This window comes from Gordonia sesuvii, assembly GCF_036350415.1.
GTDB classification, from domain to species: Bacteria; Actinomycetota; Actinomycetes; order Mycobacteriales; family Mycobacteriaceae; genus Gordonia; species Gordonia sesuvii.
Map to the genome: position 1 here is coordinate 630,663 of NZ_JAZDUF010000002.1, position 17,446 is coordinate 648,108.

Genomic DNA, 17,446 nt, shown 5'->3' on the forward strand with positions numbered 1-17,446 from the left:
AGTGGCAAATCCGCAGTACGCGACCCGAGGCGAGCATGTACTGTGCTCGCGTCGCCGCCTTCGGTGTCGCATGATGTTCGGCGACACTGCAGCCACAGGTCTCGGCCCGCCCGGGCCGGTCTCACCACGATGCGGGGGGTTCGTCATCTCAGCTCATTCGACCGGCACGTCGTCGTCCGGCACAGGTACCTCCCGGCGGACGTTCCTCGCGGGTGCCGCCGTGGCCGGCGCCGCACTCCCGTTCGCCGCAGCCGGCCGGGCATCGGCGGCGCCCACCCCGGTCTTCGCCCACGGCGTCGCCTCCGGCGATCCCCTGCCCGACGGTGTGATCCTGTGGACCCGCGTCACACCCACGCCTGCCGCGCGTCCCGGCTCCGGACTCGGACCCGCTTCGGACGTCACCTGGGAGGTGGCGACCGACACCTCGTTCGCGACGGTGACCGCATCGGGTTCCGTCACGGCATCGACGGAGTCGGATCACACGGTGAAGGTCGACGTCACCGGATTGTCGGCGAACACCCGTTACGCCTACCGGTTCCGCGTGACCTCCGGCCCGGCGGCGGGTTCCGTGTCGCCGGTCGGGCACACCCGTACCGCTCCGGCACCGGGTGCCGACGTCAGCCGGGTCCGGTTCGGCGTCGTGTCCTGCTCCAATTGGGAGGCGGGATACTTCGGCGCATACCGGCACCTCGGCACCCACCGGGACCTGGCCGCGATCGTGCATCTCGGCGACTACTTCTACGAGTACGAGACCGGCGGGTACAGCGGTTCGGGCGGCGTGATCCGGCAGACCCAGCCGGCCAACGAGACGATCACCCTGCGGGATTATCGAATTCGGCACGCGCAGTACAAGACCGATCCCGATCTGGCCGAACTGCATCGCACCGTCCCGTGGATCTGCACCTGGGACGACCACGAGTCCGCGAACAACTCGTGGTCGGGCGGGGCCGAGAATCACGACGCGAGCGAAGGGTCGTGGGCCGCCCGCAAGGCCGCCTCCGAACGGGCCTACTACGAGTGGATGCCGGTACGTCCCGCCGCGTCCGGCAACGGCCGGCATCTGTACCGGCGCCTGCGATTCGGCAGCCTGCTGGAACTGTCGATGCTGGATCTGCGCACCTACCGCGACCAGGAGGTCTCCTCGACGTCGAGGCGAGTCGACGACCCCGGGCGAACCATCACCGGAGCCACGCAAATGCGTTGGCTCACAGACGGTCTGGCATCCTCGACGACTCGTTGGCGAATCGTCGGCAACTCGGTGATGATCTCGCCGGTCCTGATTCCGCCGCTCGATGCGCGCAACACCGCCGCGCTCACCGAGGTGCTCGACCTGCCCCGGGAAGGCATCCCGTACAACGCCGACCAATGGGACGGCTACACCGCCGACCGCAACCGGCTACTCGGCGCCATCCGCGACGGCGGCGTCGACAACGTCGTGTTCATCACCGGCGACATCCACTCCTCCTGGGCCTGCGATGTCCCCGTCGACGCGGCGCGCTATCCGGGCGCCGGCACCGTCGCCACCGAACTCGTCGTGCCATCGGTGACGTCATCCAACGTCGACGACATCCTCGGTGTCCCCGAACACACTGTGGGCAATGCGGTTCCGGCGGCCATCATGACCGCGAACCGGCATGTGCGCTGGAATGACTTCGACGCGCACGGCTACGCCGTGCTGACCGTCACGCCGACCGCGGCGCAGATGGACTGGTACTTCGTTCGGGACAAGACCGATCCCCGGACCGGCCGCTACCACGCGCGGTCGTTCCGGGTCGCATCCGGGAGTCAGCAGGTGCAGCCGGTCGGCGGGACCGCGGACTGACCGTCGCTTGCCGGCGGCTTCCGGCAGTGAGTCGGCGGGCCGCTCACCCGTCGACGATGGCCGACAGCTTTGCGTACGTGTCCTCCCAGCCTTCGACGGCGATCGAGGTGATCCCGAGATCGAGGACCGGACGGTCGTTGCCGCCCTCGTCGAGACGGTCACCGAAGAACAGGATGTCGTCGACGCCGAGGCCGAGGATGTCCATGAGTTTGCGGGCACCATAGGCCTTGTCGATGCCCTTCTTGGTGACATCGACCGATGTTGACCCCCCGCTGCGGACCTCGAGGTCGGGCAGACGGTCGGCCGCGTAGGCGCGCAACGACTCCTTCTTCGCCCCGTCGGGATCCCAAGCGGCCTTGGCATCCACGGGCGCCGTCTGCCCCAACGCGCTGAAGGTGATCTGACTGCCGCGGTCCTCCAGGATCGGTCCCCACGTCTCCGATTCCCACAGGCCGAGGTCCTTGGCCCCGGTCTCGAGAACGTCGAGGGTGCGCTTCTTCTCGTCGTCGGTGAGGTACTCGGCGTACACGGTCTCCCACTCGGTTCCCGACCAGCGCACATACTGCGTTCCGCAGGTGGGCATCAGGTGGAGGTTCCCGGCCCCGCGGAACTCGCCCAGTCGACCGATGACCTGCTTCTCGAACTGGGTGAAGCGCCCGCCGGAGATCACGCATCCCAAGGTGTCGTCGAGCATGCGCGCGAGAACGGCGGCCATGGGATCGGGCAGCGGGCTCTTCGACGGGGCGAGGGTGTCGTCGAGATCGAACATCACCAACGCGTAGTCCCTGCCCTGGTACGAAACCGTCATCGTCCGCCTCCCCGATCGCCCGCCGCTGCGCGACGCCAATTGTGTCGACCTGCAGCATGTCATCACGCGCCCGCACACGTACAGCGTGGTTGACCGACATCACGTCGCGGCCCGACCGCGAAACTCCACCGAGGAGCCGTTCTCCTCGAGGCCTAGGGTGGAATGGTCCGTTCACCACGTGGGAAGGCGTTCGATGTCGCACACCAGCACCCAGATCCAGCTCGCGCAACGTCCGCACGGCTGGCCCACCCACGACGATTTCCGCACGGTCACCGTCGAGTACGGAGATCTCGACGCCGGCCAGGTCCGTGTCGTCAATGAGTTCGTGTCCGTCGACCCGTACATGCGCGGCCGCATGATCGACACCCGCAGCTACATCCCACCGTTCGGATTGGGCGAGACGATGACCGGCGGTGCTGTCGGACGCGTCGTCGAGTCCACGGTCGAGGACCTGCCCGTGGGTACGTTGGTCAGCCATCAGTTCGGCTGGCGAGACGTGGCCCAGGAGGACGCCAGCGGCTTCCGCGCCCTCCCCGAGCCTCCCGTCGGTGCGTCGTCGTCGGTGTTCCTCGGTGTACTCGGTATGACCGGTCTCACTGCGTACGTGGGTCTTCTGGACATCGCGCGAATGCAGCCCGGGGACACGGTGTTCGTCTCGGGTGCCGCCGGCGCGGTCGGGACCGCGGTCGGCCAGATCGCGCGCCTGAAGGGCGCCGGACGCGTGATCGGTTCGGCGGGGTCTGCGGAGAAGGTGACGTTGTTGACCGAACGCTACGGTTACGACGCCGCCTTCGACTACAAGGACGCGCCGGTGCGCAAGGAACTCCGCGACGCGGCGCCGGACGGTATCGACGTCTACTTCGACAACGTGGGCGGCGATCACCTCGAAGCCGCGCTGGACTCCTTCAACGACGGCGGACGCGCCGCCCTGTGTGGTGCGATCGCCCAGTACAACGCGACGAGCCGCACACCTGGTCCGTCGAACATGGCCAACATCATCACCCGAGGCCTCACGCTCACCGGTTTCACGATCGGCAACCATCTCGACCGGGCCGAGGCCTTCAACGCGGACATGGGGACGTGGTTCGCGAACGGCGAGGTGGTGTACGACGAGACCGTGGTCGACGGCATCGAGAACGCGGTGGACGCATTTCTCGGCCTCATGCGCGGCGAGAACACCGGCAAGATGGTCGTCCGGATCGGCTGACTCTCACCTGGTTGCGAGCTCGGCGCGCAGCGGCGCGGACAGGTCGCCCCGCCGCGACACCTCGACCCGGTCGAGGCCGAGCCACCGCGCCATCTCGCCGAGGTCGACCGCCAGGCGTTGCGCGACAATGTCTTCCGGCCGACCTGGCTCCAGGAAAGCGGCGAGGGCCAGCAGCGCTCCCGCCTTTCGGTCGGCCTTGAGGTCGACGCGCGCGACGATGTCGTCGCCGAGCAGATAGGGCAGCACGTAGTAGCCGTGTACCCGTTTGTGCTCGGGTACGTAGATCTCGATGCGGTAGTGGAAATCGAAGAGCCGCTCGGCACGAGGCCGATGGAACACCAACGGGTCGAACGGGGACAGGATGGCGCTGCGGTCGACGCGGCGCGGGATCACCGCATCTGTGTGTAGGTATGCCGGATCGCGCCAGCCGTCCACAGCCAGCTGGGTCAGTTCGCCGGAGTCGACGAGATCGGCGATCGCCGGCCGCATGTCGGCGGTTTTGGTGCGGTAGTAGTCGGCGATATCGGCGAGAGTCGAGACACCCAGCGATCTCGCTGCCCGCCTTGCCAGTTCGCAATGCGCGTCTGCCTTGTCGAGGTCGTGCAGGTGGTCGGTGTCCACCACACGCTCGGCGAGATCGTAGTGGCGAACGAAGTTCTCGTTGCGCACCGCGGACAGGTCACCGGCGGCGAACATCGCCTCGCACACATGCTTGACCTCACCACGATGCCACCAGCCACCGGGTACTCCCTGTGCGCGTTCGATGCCGAGATGATCCTCGATCTGACGCGGGGTGCTCGCGCCGGACTCCGCGATGATCGCGTGCACGTCGCGGGCGAGTTCCCGGTTTCGTGCCATGACGTCGCGTGTGTACCGGTATCGGCCGTTCCGGAATTCATCTCTGCGCCAGCCGAACAGAGGCCAGTCCTGCACCGGTATCAGAGCCGCCTCATGCGCCCAGTATTCGACCAGCAGCCGCGCGCCGGGTCGTCGCGGGCGCCAGGCGGCGCGATCGACGATGTCGCGGTCGTACGCGCCGAGGCGACTGAACATCGGCATGTAGTGGGCACGGACCGCGATGTTCACCGAGTCCATCTGGATCAGGCCGGTGCGGCCGACCACCCGTCGAAGATGTGCCGCTGTGGGCTCACCGGCGGGTGGTCGATCGGCGAATCCCTGTGCGGCCAGGGCGATCCGCCGTGCCTGCCGGCCGGAGAGCGCGCGTGTCATCTGCGCACGAGCGCGTGTCGGACGTAGTCGACGAAGCGGTACCGGACTCCGGTCGACGACGTCAGCCACTCCCCTGATTCGTCGGTGTCCCAGACGTACGGGTCGATCTCGGGCGCGAAGGTGTCGGCCCCCTCGACCAGCACGTCGATCTCGGTGACCCGCAGGTGGGTGGCGTGGCCCATGGCGGCCTCGTAGATCTGCCCGCCACCGATGACCGTCGCCGGGCCGTCGATCAGGCCGAGTCCGGCGTCGAGCGAGTCGACGACGTCTGCTCCCTCGAGCTGCATGGTCGTCGAGCGTGTGACGACGACGTTGCGCCGACCGGGCAGCGGCCGGAACCGGTCGGGCAACGATTCCCACGTCTTGCGCCCCATGACCACCGGATCGGTTCCGGTGAGCTCCCGGAAACGGCGCATGTCCTCGGGGACATGCCACGGGATGGTGTTGCCGCGGCCGATGGCACCGACGCGGTCCTGCGCCCACAGCAACGTGACGGTGGTGACCATCAGACCGCCACCGGCGCCTTGATGCCCGGATGGGACTCGTACCCGACGACCGCGATGTCGTCGTAGTCGTAGTCGAAGATCGACTCCCGCCGACGGAGTTCCAGGGTGGGGTACGCGAAGGGCTCACGGGAGAGCTGCAGCCGGACCTGCTCGACGTGATTGTCGTAGATGTGGCAGTCACCGCCGGTCCAGACGAACTCGCCGACCTCCAGGTCTGCCTGCTGGGCCATCATGTGCGTGAGCAGTGCGTACGAGGCGATGTTGAACGGGACCCCGAGAAACAGATCGGCGCTGCGCTGGTAGAGCTGGCAGGACAGTTTCCCGTCGGCGACATAGAACTGGAAGAACGCGTGACAGGGCGGCAACGCCATCTGCGGGATCTCCCCGACATTCCACGCCGACACGATGTTGCGTCGCGAGTCCGGATTGGTCTTGAGCAGATCCAAGGCCGCCGAGATCTGGTCGATGTGCTCGCCGGAGGGCGTGGGCCAGCTGCGCCACTGCACTCCGTAGACCGGCCCGAGGTCCCCGTCGGCGTCGGCCCACTCGTCCCAGATCGACACTCCGCGCTCTTGCAGCCACCGCACGTTGGAATCGCCGCGCAGGAACCACAACAACTCGTAGACGATCGACTTCAGGTGCACCTTCTTGGTGGTGACCAGCGGAAACCCGGCGGCAAGGTCATATCGGAGTTGATGCCCGAACAGGCTGCGGGTTCCCGTTCCGGTCCGGTCGGACTTCGGTGTGCCCGTCTCGAGTACCAGCCGCAGCAGATCCTCGTAGGGTGTCGGGGTCGCCCCCGTCGCGGTGGTCTCGCTGATCGCCGTGCTCACGACTGCAAGTGTAGTAATCGGCACGTCGTGGCGGTCCGGCGACACGGGTCGCCGCGTCCGCCACGGGCCCTGTGTCGCACGGCACCAATGGCCACCGCGTGTGAATTGCCCTCGGGATGCGTGCCGGACCACCCGACGATGCATACCGTGGTGTCTTCGGTACCCAGCGCATGTGTACCGTCCGGCCACCAGCCGACCCCGCTCGACCGACGACGGCCCGATCACCCCACGGGCCGATCACATCACTGGGCCGATCACCCCCGAAGGCACTGGAGACCCCATGACCCACACCGCGCATGCACCCTCGTTGATCTCGCACATCACCCGCACCTCCTGTCGGGCCCGATCGGTGGCGCACGACACCCGGGTGCCTGTCGGTGAGCTCGAGGACCTGACGTCATCCATCGCCGAGATGGTGCAGTTCGCCCGACTTGCCGGCCTGCCGGACGAGTCCATCACCGCCGCGCTTCGGGGGCACCGCGCCCCCGCGCTGTACGCCCTGGATATGCGTGCGTATCGCGTCGTCACCGTCGAGGACAGCCACGGGGCCCGTCACTATGAGGTGCGTTCACACGTCGACGACGAGCGCGTGATCGGCTTCTACGATGCCGAACTGGCCCGCGACGCCGCCCGCATCCTGAACACCGGGCTGTGCCGCGAGGCGTTGCTACCGGCGGGCGAACCGCTGCGCTGATCCCGGCGAACCGCCCTGACGTGTTCCGGCCCCCGCGAGTCGCACGAGACTCGCGGGGGCCGAACAACACTCGCGGTGTGTGTCGGTCGCGCCGATAGCCCTACGACTCGGCCGGGTTGGCGGTCGCCTCGGTGGCGTCCGACGGCGTGACCGTGCCATCGGCCGACACCTCGATGTCGGAGGTCGTGGTCGCGTGGGCGGCCGTCACGTGCATACCGGCACGGCGGGCCAGTAGCAGGTAGGCGAGGAAGCCTGCGATACATCCGACGAACCAGCTGTACTGGTTGAGCCAGTCCACCGCGGACACGAATTCGGGCAACACGACGGAGCTGATCGAGCACGCGCCGCCGATGATCACCGCCTGGACGGCAATCGGGTTGAACCCCTTGCGGTACCAATAGGTCCCGCCCTCCTCCATCGAGAACAGCTCGTCGACCACGACGTGCTGTTTGCGGATGAGGTAGTAGTCGGCGATGAGGATGCCGAACAGCGGACCGATCAGTGCGCCCAGAATGCCGAGGGTCCACAGGATCGCCTCATCGTTGTCGTACCAGTTCCACGGCATCAGGACGATCGAGCCGGCGGCTGCGATCATGCCGCCCATCCGCCAGCTGATCTTCTGCGGGTTCACGTTGGAGAAGTCGAACGCAGGAGCGACGAAGTTGGCCACGATGTTGATGCCGATGGTGGCGAGCACGAAGGCGAACCCACCCAGCAGCACCGCCGTGTAGGTGTCGATGGCCTCGACGGTGTCGATCGGGTTGGTCATCAACTCACCGAAGACCGGCAGGGTCGCCGACGCGGTGAGCACCACCAGCAGGGAGAAGACGACGAAGTTGATCGGCAGACCGATGAGGTTGCCCAGTTTGAGTTGCTGGAAGGACTTGGCGTAGCGGGAGAAGTCGCCGAAGTTGAGCATCGGTCCGGCGAAGTAGGAGACCACCAGGGCGATGGCGCCGGCCATCGCCGCAAGCTGCTGACCGAACGACAGCTGCTCGTCGGTGAGCGTGAGGTCCAGGCTGATGTTCCAGTCTGCGCGCGCCATCATGTAGATGCACAGGATGAACATGAGGGTGTAGATCAACGGACCGCTGACGTCACACAGCCAGCGCACCATTTCCATGCCCTTCCAGAACACCAGGGCCTGCAGGACCCACAGCGTGAAGAAGCTGACGTAGCCGATGTAGGAGAGTCCGAGGAAGCTGTATTCGTCGGTGGCGTAGTCGGCGAGGCCGGGCCAGAGTTTGAGGATCACGATGGTCAGCGATCCGGCGGCGAGGAAGGTCTGCACGCCGTACCACGCGATGGCGATGCTGCCCCGGATGATGGCTGCGATGTTCGCGCCGAGCACCCCGAATGCGACGCGGGCCACCACCGGGTAGGCGACGCCGTGGACCTGGCTGGGCTTGGCGACGAGGTTGCACATCACCTGCACGATGCAGATGCCGACGATCAGGCAGACGAAGACCTGCCAGCTGGTCAACCCCAGCGCGAACAGGGCGCCGGCGGTCACGTACCCGCCGACGCTGTGCACGTCGGCCATCCAGAAGGCGAAGATGTTGTACCAGTTCCACTTCTGCTCGACGAGGGGCGCGAGGTCCTCGTTGGTCAGTCTCGGGTGGTACGACTCTTTGATGATTGACGTTCCCGCCGGCCCGGTGTGGACACCGGGCGTCAGCTGGGATGAATCGGTTGACATGAACGTCTCCTCGACAGTCGGGTCTGGCAGTAGACCCGAATGACGTTAAGAAGACCGTGTTTCGCCGCTACCGGTCGCGCGTTTCCGGTTCGTTAACGCGTGCGAACAATTGCCTATATTACGAAATATATTCGGGCGAACAGCGCGCCCGACTCAGGAGTCCATCAGCTGCGCGGCGACCGTCGCGCCGAGCTCCCAGCACGCCTCGCGCTCCTCTTTGCTGGGTTTACCCGACACCACGACCGTTTCCGCGGCCTTGGTCCACCCCAGGCCAGTGGTGATCGACTCGATCCCCTTCTCGGCACCTTCGGTGCCCTGGTTGCCATGGAGGTACAGACCGAACGGACGGCCCTGGGTGGAGTCGAGGATCTGGTAGTAGCAGGTGTCGAAGGCGTGCTTGAGCGCTCCGCTCATGTATCCGAGGTTCGCCGGGGTGCCCAGAACATAGCCGTCGGCCTCGAGCATGTCCGTCGCGGTGACCGCCAACGCGGCACGGCGGACGACGTCGACATTCTCGATCTCGGGGTCGGTGGCGCCCGAGACCACCGCTTCGAACATCTCCTGGCAATGCGGCGACGGGGTGTGATGGATGATCAGCAGAGTGCTCATGTGTCGTCCCCTTTGTACTGTGCGACGGCCCTTTTCATCATCTGTCGCGCCCGGGTGCGGTCGCCCGCATAGTCGTACGCCCGGGCGATCCGGTAGGTGTTGTGCCAGTCGGTCGGGTCGGCCTCCCACTCCTGCTTCACCTGGGCGAACAGGTCGTCGGCGGCATCGCGCTCGATGCGGCCCGACGCGCGGCGAGGCAGTTCGGAGACGTCGAGTTCCCGGCCTTCATCGGCCATGATCCGCGCGAGCTTCTGGTGCTCGATACCCGCCCGCAGGGTTGCGAAGATGAGCCACGCCCCGATGAGGGGCAGAATCATCACCCCGATCCCGACGCCGATACCGGCGACCGTGCCTGATGTGATCAGGTCGATTCCACGTTGCCCGAGGATCACGAAGTAGACGACGAGCGCGACGACGAGGAACCCGATCATCCAGACGATCGGTCGGGCGTCGCGGCGGGTCGGGTCAGCAGCCATGTCGTGTCGAGATCCGGTTCAGAGGTCCATCAACTGTTCCAGGCCGACGGTCAGCCCGGGTCGCTCACCGATCTCCCGGACGCCGAGTAGCACGCCCGGCGCGAACGACGTGCGGTCGAGCGAATCGTGGCGAATGGTGAGTGTCTCGCCCTCGGTGCCGAGGATGACCTCCTGGTGTGCGACCAGGCCGGCGAGCCGCACCGCATGGACATGGACGCCGTCGACGACGCCCCCACGGGCGCCGTCGAGCTCGTCGGTGGTCGCATCCGGCACCGGCCCGAGACCGGCCTCTGTGCGCGCCTCACCGATCAGCTTCGCCGTGCGGTACGCGGTGCCCGACGGCGCGTCGGCCTTGTGCGGGTGATGGAGCTCGATGACCTCCACCGATTCGTAGAACTTCGCGGCCTGTGCGGCGAACCGCATCGACAGCACCGCACCGATGGCGAAGTTCGGCGCGATGAGCACGCCGACCGCGGGATGGTCCGACAGCCACGCCCGGACCTGATCGAGCCGTTCGTCGGTGAAGCCCGTGGTGCCCACGACCGCATGAATCCCGTTGCCGATCAGGAACTCCAGGTTGTCCATGACCGCGCTCGGGTGCGTGAAATCCACCACGACGGACGTGTCGGAGTCGACGAATGCCTGCAGCGACTCGCCCTTGTCCACCCCGACGGTGAAGGTCAGGTCGTCGGCGGTCTCGATGGCTGCGACGATCGCCTGCCCCACCTTGCCCGCACTGCCGAGCACGCCCACCCGGATTCCGCTGCCCATGTCATCCCTCTCATCGCCGGAGTTTGACGAGCCTGTGTTCGACAAGCGCGTATACCGACATGCCAGTGTAGGTGCCCCGCGCGGCTCAGAAGATCGGCGCACCACCCCGACGATGCTCGAACACCAGCGAGGTGGTGGTCCCCGCGACCTCCCGACGCGAGTTGAGCATCTCGACGAACTGACGAAGCGCCTCGGTGTCGGCGGTGGCCACGTGCAGGAGGTAGTCGTCGGTACCGGCCAGGAAGAACACGTCGATGACCTCGTCGTGCGTCTCGATCTCCCCGACGAAGTGCCGGATCTCGCCGCGGGCGTCGGACTGCAGGCTGACCGCCACCATGGCACGCAGCGGCCGACCCACCGCCGCCGGATCCACGTCGGCGAAGAAGCCACGGATCACACCGAGTTCGGTCAAGCGCCGCACGCGGCCGTGGCTCGTCGATGCCGCGATCCCCGCTCGCGCCGCCAGTTCACTGTTCGGCATCCGTGCGTCGGTCTGCAGCAGGCGCAGCAACGCCCGGTCGGTGTCGTCGAGTCGTGGGTCGGCGGGCCGAACGATCTTCGTGTCGATGGCCATGACATCCCTTCGTTCCGAATGATCTTCATCTGATACTACGTTCAAAGAATTATCCACACAGATGTTGTGCTGATTTCGGTGTTCCTTCACGCTTGAGTGCACACCGCCCCGCGCCCCGAATCGTCAGGAGACCCGCATGCGCGTCGGAATCCCCACCGAGATCAAGAACAACGAGTACCGCGTCGCCATCACCCCGGCCGGCGTTGCCGAACTGCACAATCGCGGTCACGAGGTCGTGATCCAGTCGGGCGCCGGTGAGGGCTCGTCGATCCACGACGTCGACTTCAAGGAGGCCGGCGCGCAGATCTTGTCCACCCGCGAGCAGGTCTGGGAGCAGGCCGACCTGCTGCTCAAGGTCAAGGAGCCGATCGAGGCCGAGTACCCGCTGCTGCGGGAGGGCCAGACCCTGTTCACCTATCTGCACCTCGCGGCGAGCCGCTCGTGCACCGAGGCGCTGCTCGGGTCGAAGACGACCTCCATCGCCTACGAGACCGTGCGCAACGCCGACGGCTCGTTGCCGCTGCTCGCGCCGATGAGTGAGGTCGCAGGTCGCCTCGCACCGCAGGTCGGCGCCTATCACCTGATGCGCTCCGAGGGCGGCCGCGGCGTGCTCATGGGCGGTGTGCCCGGCACGGAGCCGGCCGATGTCGTCGTGATCGGCGGCGGGGTCAGCGGGGTCAACGCCGCGACCATCGCCGTGGGCATGGGTGCCCAGGTCACCGTGTTCGACGTCGACATCGCCAAGTTGCGGGCCATCGACGCCCGGTTCGCCGGGCGCGTACACACCCGCTACAGCACGGCGCTCGCACTCGCCGAGGCGGTGCGCGACGCCGACATGGTGATCGGCGCGGTACTGGTGCCCGGGGCCAAGGCTCCCGTCCTGGTGTCCAACGATCTTGTCGCGCAGATGAAGCCGGGTGCGGTTTTGGTCGACATCGCGATCGACCAGGGCGGCTGCTTCGAGGACTCACGCCCCACCACCCACGACGACCCGACATTCACCGTGCACGATGCCGTGTTCTATTGCGTGGCGAACATGCCCGGCACCGTGGCGCGCACGTCGACTCTCGCGCTGACCGGCGCGACCCTCCCCCATGTGCTTCGGCTGGCCGACAAGGGCTGGGAGAAGGCGTGTTCCGACGACCCGGCTCTGGCGGCCGGCCTGAGCACGCATGACGGCAAGCTGTTCACCCCGGAAGTCGGCGAGGCACTCGGTATCCCGGTCGAGGCTGCGCCGTTCTGATCGGTGGCGCCAAGCCGCTACTCCCACCGCCGGTCGAGTAGACGCGAGCCGCCCCTCCCGCTGGTCGAGTAGACACGAGCCGCCCCTCCCGCTGGTCGAGTAGTCACGAGCCGCCCCTCCCGCTGGTCGAGTAGTCACGAGCCGCTAGGCGAGTGACGTATCGAGACCCCTCGCGCACACCATAAGAGGTCTCGATACGCACGCTCGCCTAGCGGCTCGCGGGCTACTCGACCAACGGGAGGGGCCGGCTCGCGGGCTACTCGAACAACGGGAGTCGCTACTCGGTCACCGTCTCACCTGCCGGCAGGAACTGGCTCATGTTCGACATCGTCCGCTGCACCCCGGCGATCTCCCGAACCGCCTGTGCCACCAGACTGCGGTCAAGGGGCGAGAGTCGCTTCATGTCCAGGACATCGCCGACGGGCTCCCCACGATCGAACTGAGCGACCTGATACGTCAGGCGTACGCGCTGGAGCACGTCGAACACCTCGACGAGGTCGGCGGCCTTGGCCTCACTCAACATCGGGCTGCCCGCCGCGGCACGTAGGCGCGACCTGGTGTCGAGCGCGTGGGAGCCGACGCCGAGAGCCGCCCATCGCGCGATGTTCACCACCGGCGTCAGGCCGTGCGCCTTGATCTCGAAGGTGTCGGCGCGTCGAGTGAGTACGTCGCGCATCGACCGGAGCCGCGCCTTGTACGACAGAGCCTCTGCCAGCAGCAAACCCATCGTCGACGAGTGATGTCGGAGTTCGCCGAACACCTCACCGCCGGCGCTACGACTCGGATCGCCCCAGATCGGCCGGGCGTCGAGGAGCAGCGACGTGAAGATCAACCCCTTGTTCTCCAGCGGATCCGCCAGCCAACCCTGCGCGGCGCTGCGCCACTGGGTGTGGGTCCTGGCGAACAGCGGCTTGGCGGCGATCGCGCCGTTCTCGTCAATCGGCAGTCCGGCGCCCGAGAGCACCTCGTTGACCTCGCCGAGAGCAGTGCGATAGTCGGCGATCTGCCCCTCGGTGAGATCGTCGTCGAGCGTGACGGCGGAATCGATGTCGGAGGTGAGAACCGGCTCCCGCCGGGCGTTGCTGCCGAGCGACAACCACGTCACTGCGGCGCGGTCGAGGTCGGGATGAGCGTCGAACACCAGATCCAGTGCACGCCTGACCACGGCGTCGTGAATCAGAGAGGCCACCGCGGTGATCTCATGCACCGGCTGTTCTCGGCGGAGCATGTCGGCGACGAGGTAAGGGACCCGGCGCGCACTGGACTGCAGGTCATCGACGCTACCCGCGCGGGACACCTGCGCCCGCAACGACATTCCCGGACCCGACGGCGCGGCGATGAAGTCGACCGCGGCCACCACCCCGATCACCGCGCCGTCCCCGTCCACCACCGGCATCGCCGTGAGATCGTGGTCGAGCAGTTCGGTGAGCGCGTCGATCGCTGCGGTGTCGCGGTGCACCACGGGCACCGGAACCCTGACCAGTTCGTCGACGGTCATGTCGGGCCCGCGCCCGGCGGCCACCACGCCGGACCGGATGTCGGCGTCGGTGAGCACTCCGTATCCCCTGTCGGACAACGGGATCACCATGTGTTCCTGACCGCGGTCGGTCATCTGGGCCGCGGCCTCGCGCACCGTCATCGTCGCCGTCCCCATCAACGGTCGGGTGACGAGGAGATCGCCGACGATGCCGCGGCCGACCCCCGCCCGGTCACGACGGCGGGCGACGGTGAGTTTCTCGGACCGACCAGCGGGTTCACGGTCGGAATCAGTCACGGCACTCCTTCGGCAGCGGGCGGGAACGCCATCCGGACCGATAGGCCCCTGACGAGCATGGCCCGCCACCCGATTCGGGGTGGCGGGCCATGTTGGCGTTCAACGATCAGGCGTCAGCGGTGGCTGCCTCGGCCTTGGCGTCGGCCGGGGCATCGCCTGCGGCCTCCTCGTCGACCGGCACGAGGCTGATCTTGCCGCGGTCGTCGATGTCGGCGATCTCGACGCGCAGCTTGCTGCCGACGTTCACCACATCCTCGACCTTGTTGATCCGCTTTCCCTTACCGAGCTTCGAGATGTGCACCAGCCCATCACGTCCCGGCAGCAGCGACACGAACGCACCGAACGCGGTGGTCTTGACGACCGTGCCCAGGAACCGCTCGCCGACCTTGGGCAGCTGCGGGTTGGCGATCGCGTTGATGCGGTCGATCGCCGCCTGCGCCGACGGGCCGTCGGTGGCGCCGACGAACACCGTGCCATCGTCCTCGATGGAGATGTTGGCGCCGGTCTCCTCGGTGATGCCATTGATGGTCTTGCCCTTGGGGCCGATGACCTCGCCGATCTTGTCCACGGGCACCTTGATCGAGGTGACACGCGGCGCGTACGGGCTCATCTCGTCCGGCTCGTCGATGGCCTCGGCCATGACATCGAGGATCGTCAGCCGGGCGTCCTTGGCCTGGCTGAGCGCACCCGCGAGCACCTGCGAGGGGATGCCGTCGAGCTTGGTGTCGAGCTGCAGCGCGGTCACGAAGTCCTTCGTGCCGGCGACCTTGAAGTCCATGTCGCCGAAGGCATCCTCGGCACCGAGGATGTCGGTGAGCGCGACGTAGCGGGTCTCGCCGTCGACGTTGTCGGACACCAGACCCATCGCGATACCGGCGACCGGGGCCTTGAGCGGGACCCCGGCGTTGAGCAGTGCCATGGTCGACGCGCACACCGAACCCATCGAGGTGGAACCGTTGGAGCCCAACGCCTCCGACACCTGACGGATCGCGTACGGGAACTCCTCGACACTCGGGATCACCGGCACCAGAGCACGCTCGGCGAGCGCACCGTGGCCGATCTCGCGACGCTTCGGCGAACCGACTCGTCCGGTCTCACCGGTCGAATACGGCGGGAAGTTGTAGTGGTGCATGTACCGCTTGGACGTCTCGGGTCCGAGCGAGTCGATCTGCTGCGCCATCTTGACCATGTCGAGGGTGGTGACACCCATGATCTGGGTCTCGCCGCGCTCGAACAGCGAGCTGCCGTGGGCGCGCGGGATCACGGCGACCTCGGCCGACAGCGACCGGATGTCGGTGATGCCACGGCCGTCGATACGGAAGTGGTCGGTCAGGATGCGCTGGCGCACCAGCTTCTTGGTCAGCGACCGGTAGGCCGCGCCGATCTCCTTCTCGCGGCCCTCGAACTGCTCGCCGAGCTGGGCGAGGATGTCGGCCTTGAGCTCGTCGGTCTTGTCGTCGCGCTCCTGCTTGCCCGCGATCGTCAGGATCTGCGAGAGCCGATCGGTGGCGGCACCGGCGACGGCGTCATAGGCGTCCTGCGCGTACGGCGGGAACAGCGGGAACTCGCCGGTCTCCTTGGCAGCGGCCGCGGCGAGCGACTTCTGTGCCTCGCAGAGGCGGGCGATGAACGGCTTGGCGGCTTCGAGGCCCTCGGCGACGATCGCCTCGGTCGGGGCCTGCGCCCCGCCGGCGATGATGTCGATGACGTTCTCGGTGGCCTCCGCCTCGACCATCATGATCGCGACGTCGGCGCTGTCTCCTTCACCAGCGACGATCCGACCGGCAACGACCATGTCGAAGACGGCGCCTTCGAGCTGCTCGACGGTCGGGAACGCGACCCACTGGCCGGCCTTGTTCTCCTCGGTCGGGACGAGCGCCACGCGCACAGCGCCGACGGGTCCGGAGAACGGCAGCCCGGCGAGCTGGGTGGACGCCGATGCCGCGTTGATCGCGACGACGTCGTAGAGGTCCTTGGGGTCGAGCGACATGACCGTCACGACGACCTGGATCTCGTTGCGCAGACCGTCGACGAACGACGGACGCAGCGGGCGGTCGATGAGGCGGCAGGTCAGGATGGCGTCGGTCGACGGACGTCCCTCGCGACGGAAGAAGGAGCCGGGGATGCGTCCCGCGGCGTACATGCGCTCCTCGACGTCGACGGTCAGCGGGAAGAAGTCGAAGTGCTCCTTCGGCTGCTTGGACGCTGCGGTCGTCGAGAGCAGCATGGTCTCGTCGTCGAGGTAGGCGGTGACGGAACCGGCGGCCTGCAGTGCGAGCCGGCCGGTCTCGAAACGGATGGTGCGGGTGCCGAAGCTGCCGTTGTCGATGACGGCGGTGGCTTCGGTGATCGCGTCGTCGTAGTCGGCGTCGGTGTCGACGTCGGGGTTGGTCACATCGGTCATGTGGTTGGAAAGGTCCCTTCGTGTCGGCCGCCGCGTCTCGGCGGCCGGATTGTCGATTCGGATCGACTCGTGTCGGAGCGCACCACAATGCGCGGCGACCGCGCGAACGCGGAGCCGACCCAGAACGGAGCCATGAGAGAAATGCCGGTTGTGCGGGCGCACCGTCGGGTGCGCGCCGGGTTCGTGCGCAGACGGCCTTCGATCGAAGCGGCCGGAACCTGAATCCGTTGCCGGGTTCCGGCGGCCACTACCGAGGACCGATCTGCTCGTTTGTCACGTCCAGCAGGACTTTCACGGCAACGAACACCAGCCAGCCTATCATTGCGGACCGACCAGCAAGAACGACACGGCCGCCCCCGCAGTAGCGGGGACGGCCGTGGGTGAGTTTCGGAAATCAGCGACGCAGACCGAGGCGCTCGATCAGCGAGCGGTAGCGGTTGATGTCGACCTTCGCGACGTACTTGAGCAGACGGCGACGGCGGCCGACCAGCAGCAGCAGTCCGCGACGGCTGTGGTGATCGTGCTTGTGCGTCTTGAGGTGCTCGGTCAGATCGGTGATGCGCTTGGTCAGCAGCGCGACCTGCGCCTCGGGCGAACCGGTGTCGGTCTCGTGCAGCCCGTATTCGGTGAGGATGTCCTTCTTCTCAGCGGCAGTCAGTGCCATGGAGATACTCCTGTTTCTCAGTCCCGCGTTCGTCGTGTGCCGTCGACGTCCACCCGGACGCCGGAACGGATGGTGTGCCACCGCGGACCGCAGCAACACCAGCGGTCGAATTTACCAGCGGAAACAGGCACC

The 17,446-nt window shown here is 67.0% G+C and carries 16 protein-coding genes; 4 read left to right on the plus strand and 12 right to left on the minus strand.

Annotation, left to right across the window (positions count from 1 at the left end):
- Positions 1 to 73: 73 nt before the first annotated feature.
- The gene (locus VZC37_RS09605; RefSeq protein ID WP_431309386.1) at positions 74 to 1,822 is read left to right on the plus strand and encodes an alkaline phosphatase D family protein; all 1,749 of its coding nucleotides are present in this window, start codon (positions 74 to 76) and stop codon (positions 1,820 to 1,822) included.
- Positions 1,823 to 1,865: 43 nt separating this feature from the next.
- Here the strand turns inward: VZC37_RS09605 and VZC37_RS09610 are convergent, their stop codons facing one another.
- Positions 1,866 to 2,630: an HAD-IIB family hydrolase gene (locus VZC37_RS09610; protein WP_330432227.1), complete on the minus strand. Its 765-nt coding sequence runs from the start codon at positions 2,628 to 2,630 to the stop codon at positions 1,866 to 1,868.
- A 193-nt stretch (positions 2,631 to 2,823) separates the two neighbouring features.
- Between VZC37_RS09610 and VZC37_RS09615 the strand changes: the two genes are divergently transcribed.
- Positions 2,824 to 3,837, plus strand: a complete 1,014-nt coding sequence (locus VZC37_RS09615; protein WP_330432228.1) for an NADP-dependent oxidoreductase — start codon at positions 2,824 to 2,826, stop codon at positions 3,835 to 3,837.
- Between the two features lie 3 nt (positions 3,838 to 3,840).
- Here VZC37_RS09615 and VZC37_RS09620 read toward each other — a convergent pair whose 3' ends face one another.
- The 3 genes from VZC37_RS09620 to VZC37_RS09630 are packed head-to-tail and all read right to left on the minus strand — an operon-like array spanning position 3,841 to position 6,406.
- A complete protein-coding gene (locus VZC37_RS09620; protein WP_330432229.1) occupies positions 3,841 to 5,067 on the minus strand; it encodes a winged helix-turn-helix domain-containing protein in 1,227 nt (408 codons plus the stop codon).
- On the minus strand, positions 5,064 to 5,573 hold the full coding sequence (locus tag VZC37_RS09625) for a dihydrofolate reductase (protein WP_330432230.1): 510 nt from the start codon (positions 5,571 to 5,573) through the stop codon (positions 5,064 to 5,066). Before VZC37_RS09625 ends, VZC37_RS09620 begins: the two co-directional genes overlap by 4 nt.
- A complete protein-coding gene (locus VZC37_RS09630; protein WP_330432231.1) occupies positions 5,573 to 6,406 on the minus strand; it encodes a thymidylate synthase in 834 nt (277 codons plus the stop codon). The genes VZC37_RS09625 and VZC37_RS09630 overlap by 1 nt, the downstream gene beginning before the upstream one ends.
- 280 nt (positions 6,407 to 6,686) lie before the next feature.
- On the opposite strand from VZC37_RS09630, the gene VZC37_RS09635 reads away from it, so the two are divergent.
- Complete coding sequence (locus VZC37_RS09635; protein ID WP_330432232.1) at positions 6,687 to 7,100, plus strand: hypothetical protein; 414 nt, start codon at positions 6,687 to 6,689, stop codon at positions 7,098 to 7,100.
- Between the two features lie 100 nt (positions 7,101 to 7,200).
- Here VZC37_RS09635 and VZC37_RS09640 read toward each other — a convergent pair whose 3' ends face one another.
- From VZC37_RS09640 to VZC37_RS09660, 5 genes are all read right to left on the minus strand, one after another.
- A complete protein-coding gene (locus tag VZC37_RS09640; protein WP_330432233.1) occupies positions 7,201 to 8,799 on the minus strand; it encodes an NCS1 family nucleobase:cation symporter-1 in 1,599 nt (532 codons plus the stop codon).
- A gap of 153 nt (positions 8,800 to 8,952) precedes the next feature.
- Positions 8,953 to 9,408: a flavodoxin family protein gene (locus tag VZC37_RS09645; protein WP_330432234.1), complete on the minus strand. Its 456-nt coding sequence runs from the start codon at positions 9,406 to 9,408 to the stop codon at positions 8,953 to 8,955.
- Positions 9,405 to 9,884: a tetratricopeptide repeat protein gene (locus VZC37_RS09650; protein ID WP_330432235.1), complete on the minus strand. Its 480-nt coding sequence runs from the start codon at positions 9,882 to 9,884 to the stop codon at positions 9,405 to 9,407. Before VZC37_RS09650 ends, VZC37_RS09645 begins: the two co-directional genes overlap by 4 nt.
- Before the next feature lie 18 nt (positions 9,885 to 9,902).
- Positions 9,903 to 10,655: a 4-hydroxy-tetrahydrodipicolinate reductase gene (dapB, locus tag VZC37_RS09655; RefSeq protein WP_330432236.1), complete on the minus strand. Its 753-nt coding sequence runs from the start codon at positions 10,653 to 10,655 to the stop codon at positions 9,903 to 9,905.
- 85 nt (positions 10,656 to 10,740) lie between these two features.
- Positions 10,741 to 11,229, minus strand: a complete 489-nt coding sequence (locus VZC37_RS09660; RefSeq protein ID WP_330432237.1) for an Lrp/AsnC family transcriptional regulator — start codon at positions 11,227 to 11,229, stop codon at positions 10,741 to 10,743.
- A gap of 136 nt (positions 11,230 to 11,365) precedes the next feature.
- Here VZC37_RS09660 and ald point away from each other — a divergent pair, with 136 nt between their 5' ends.
- Positions 11,366 to 12,472 (plus strand): alanine dehydrogenase, encoded by a 1,107-nt coding sequence (ald, locus tag VZC37_RS09665; protein ID WP_330432238.1) that lies wholly within the window; start codon positions 11,366 to 11,368, stop codon positions 12,470 to 12,472.
- A 277-nt stretch (positions 12,473 to 12,749) separates the two neighbouring features.
- Here the strand turns inward: ald and VZC37_RS09670 are convergent, their stop codons facing one another.
- From VZC37_RS09670 to rpsO, 3 genes are all read right to left on the minus strand, one after another.
- Positions 12,750 to 14,246, minus strand: a complete 1,497-nt coding sequence (locus tag VZC37_RS09670; protein WP_330432239.1) for a putative nucleotidyltransferase substrate binding domain-containing protein — start codon at positions 14,244 to 14,246, stop codon at positions 12,750 to 12,752.
- 106 nt (positions 14,247 to 14,352) lie between these two features.
- A complete protein-coding gene (locus VZC37_RS09675; protein ID WP_330432240.1) occupies positions 14,353 to 16,650 on the minus strand; it encodes a polyribonucleotide nucleotidyltransferase in 2,298 nt (765 codons plus the stop codon).
- A 394-nt stretch (positions 16,651 to 17,044) separates the two neighbouring features.
- Positions 17,045 to 17,314: a 30S ribosomal protein S15 gene (gene rpsO, locus VZC37_RS09680; protein ID WP_330432241.1), complete on the minus strand. Its 270-nt coding sequence runs from the start codon at positions 17,312 to 17,314 to the stop codon at positions 17,045 to 17,047.
- Between the last annotated feature and the right edge of the window lie 132 nt (positions 17,315 to 17,446).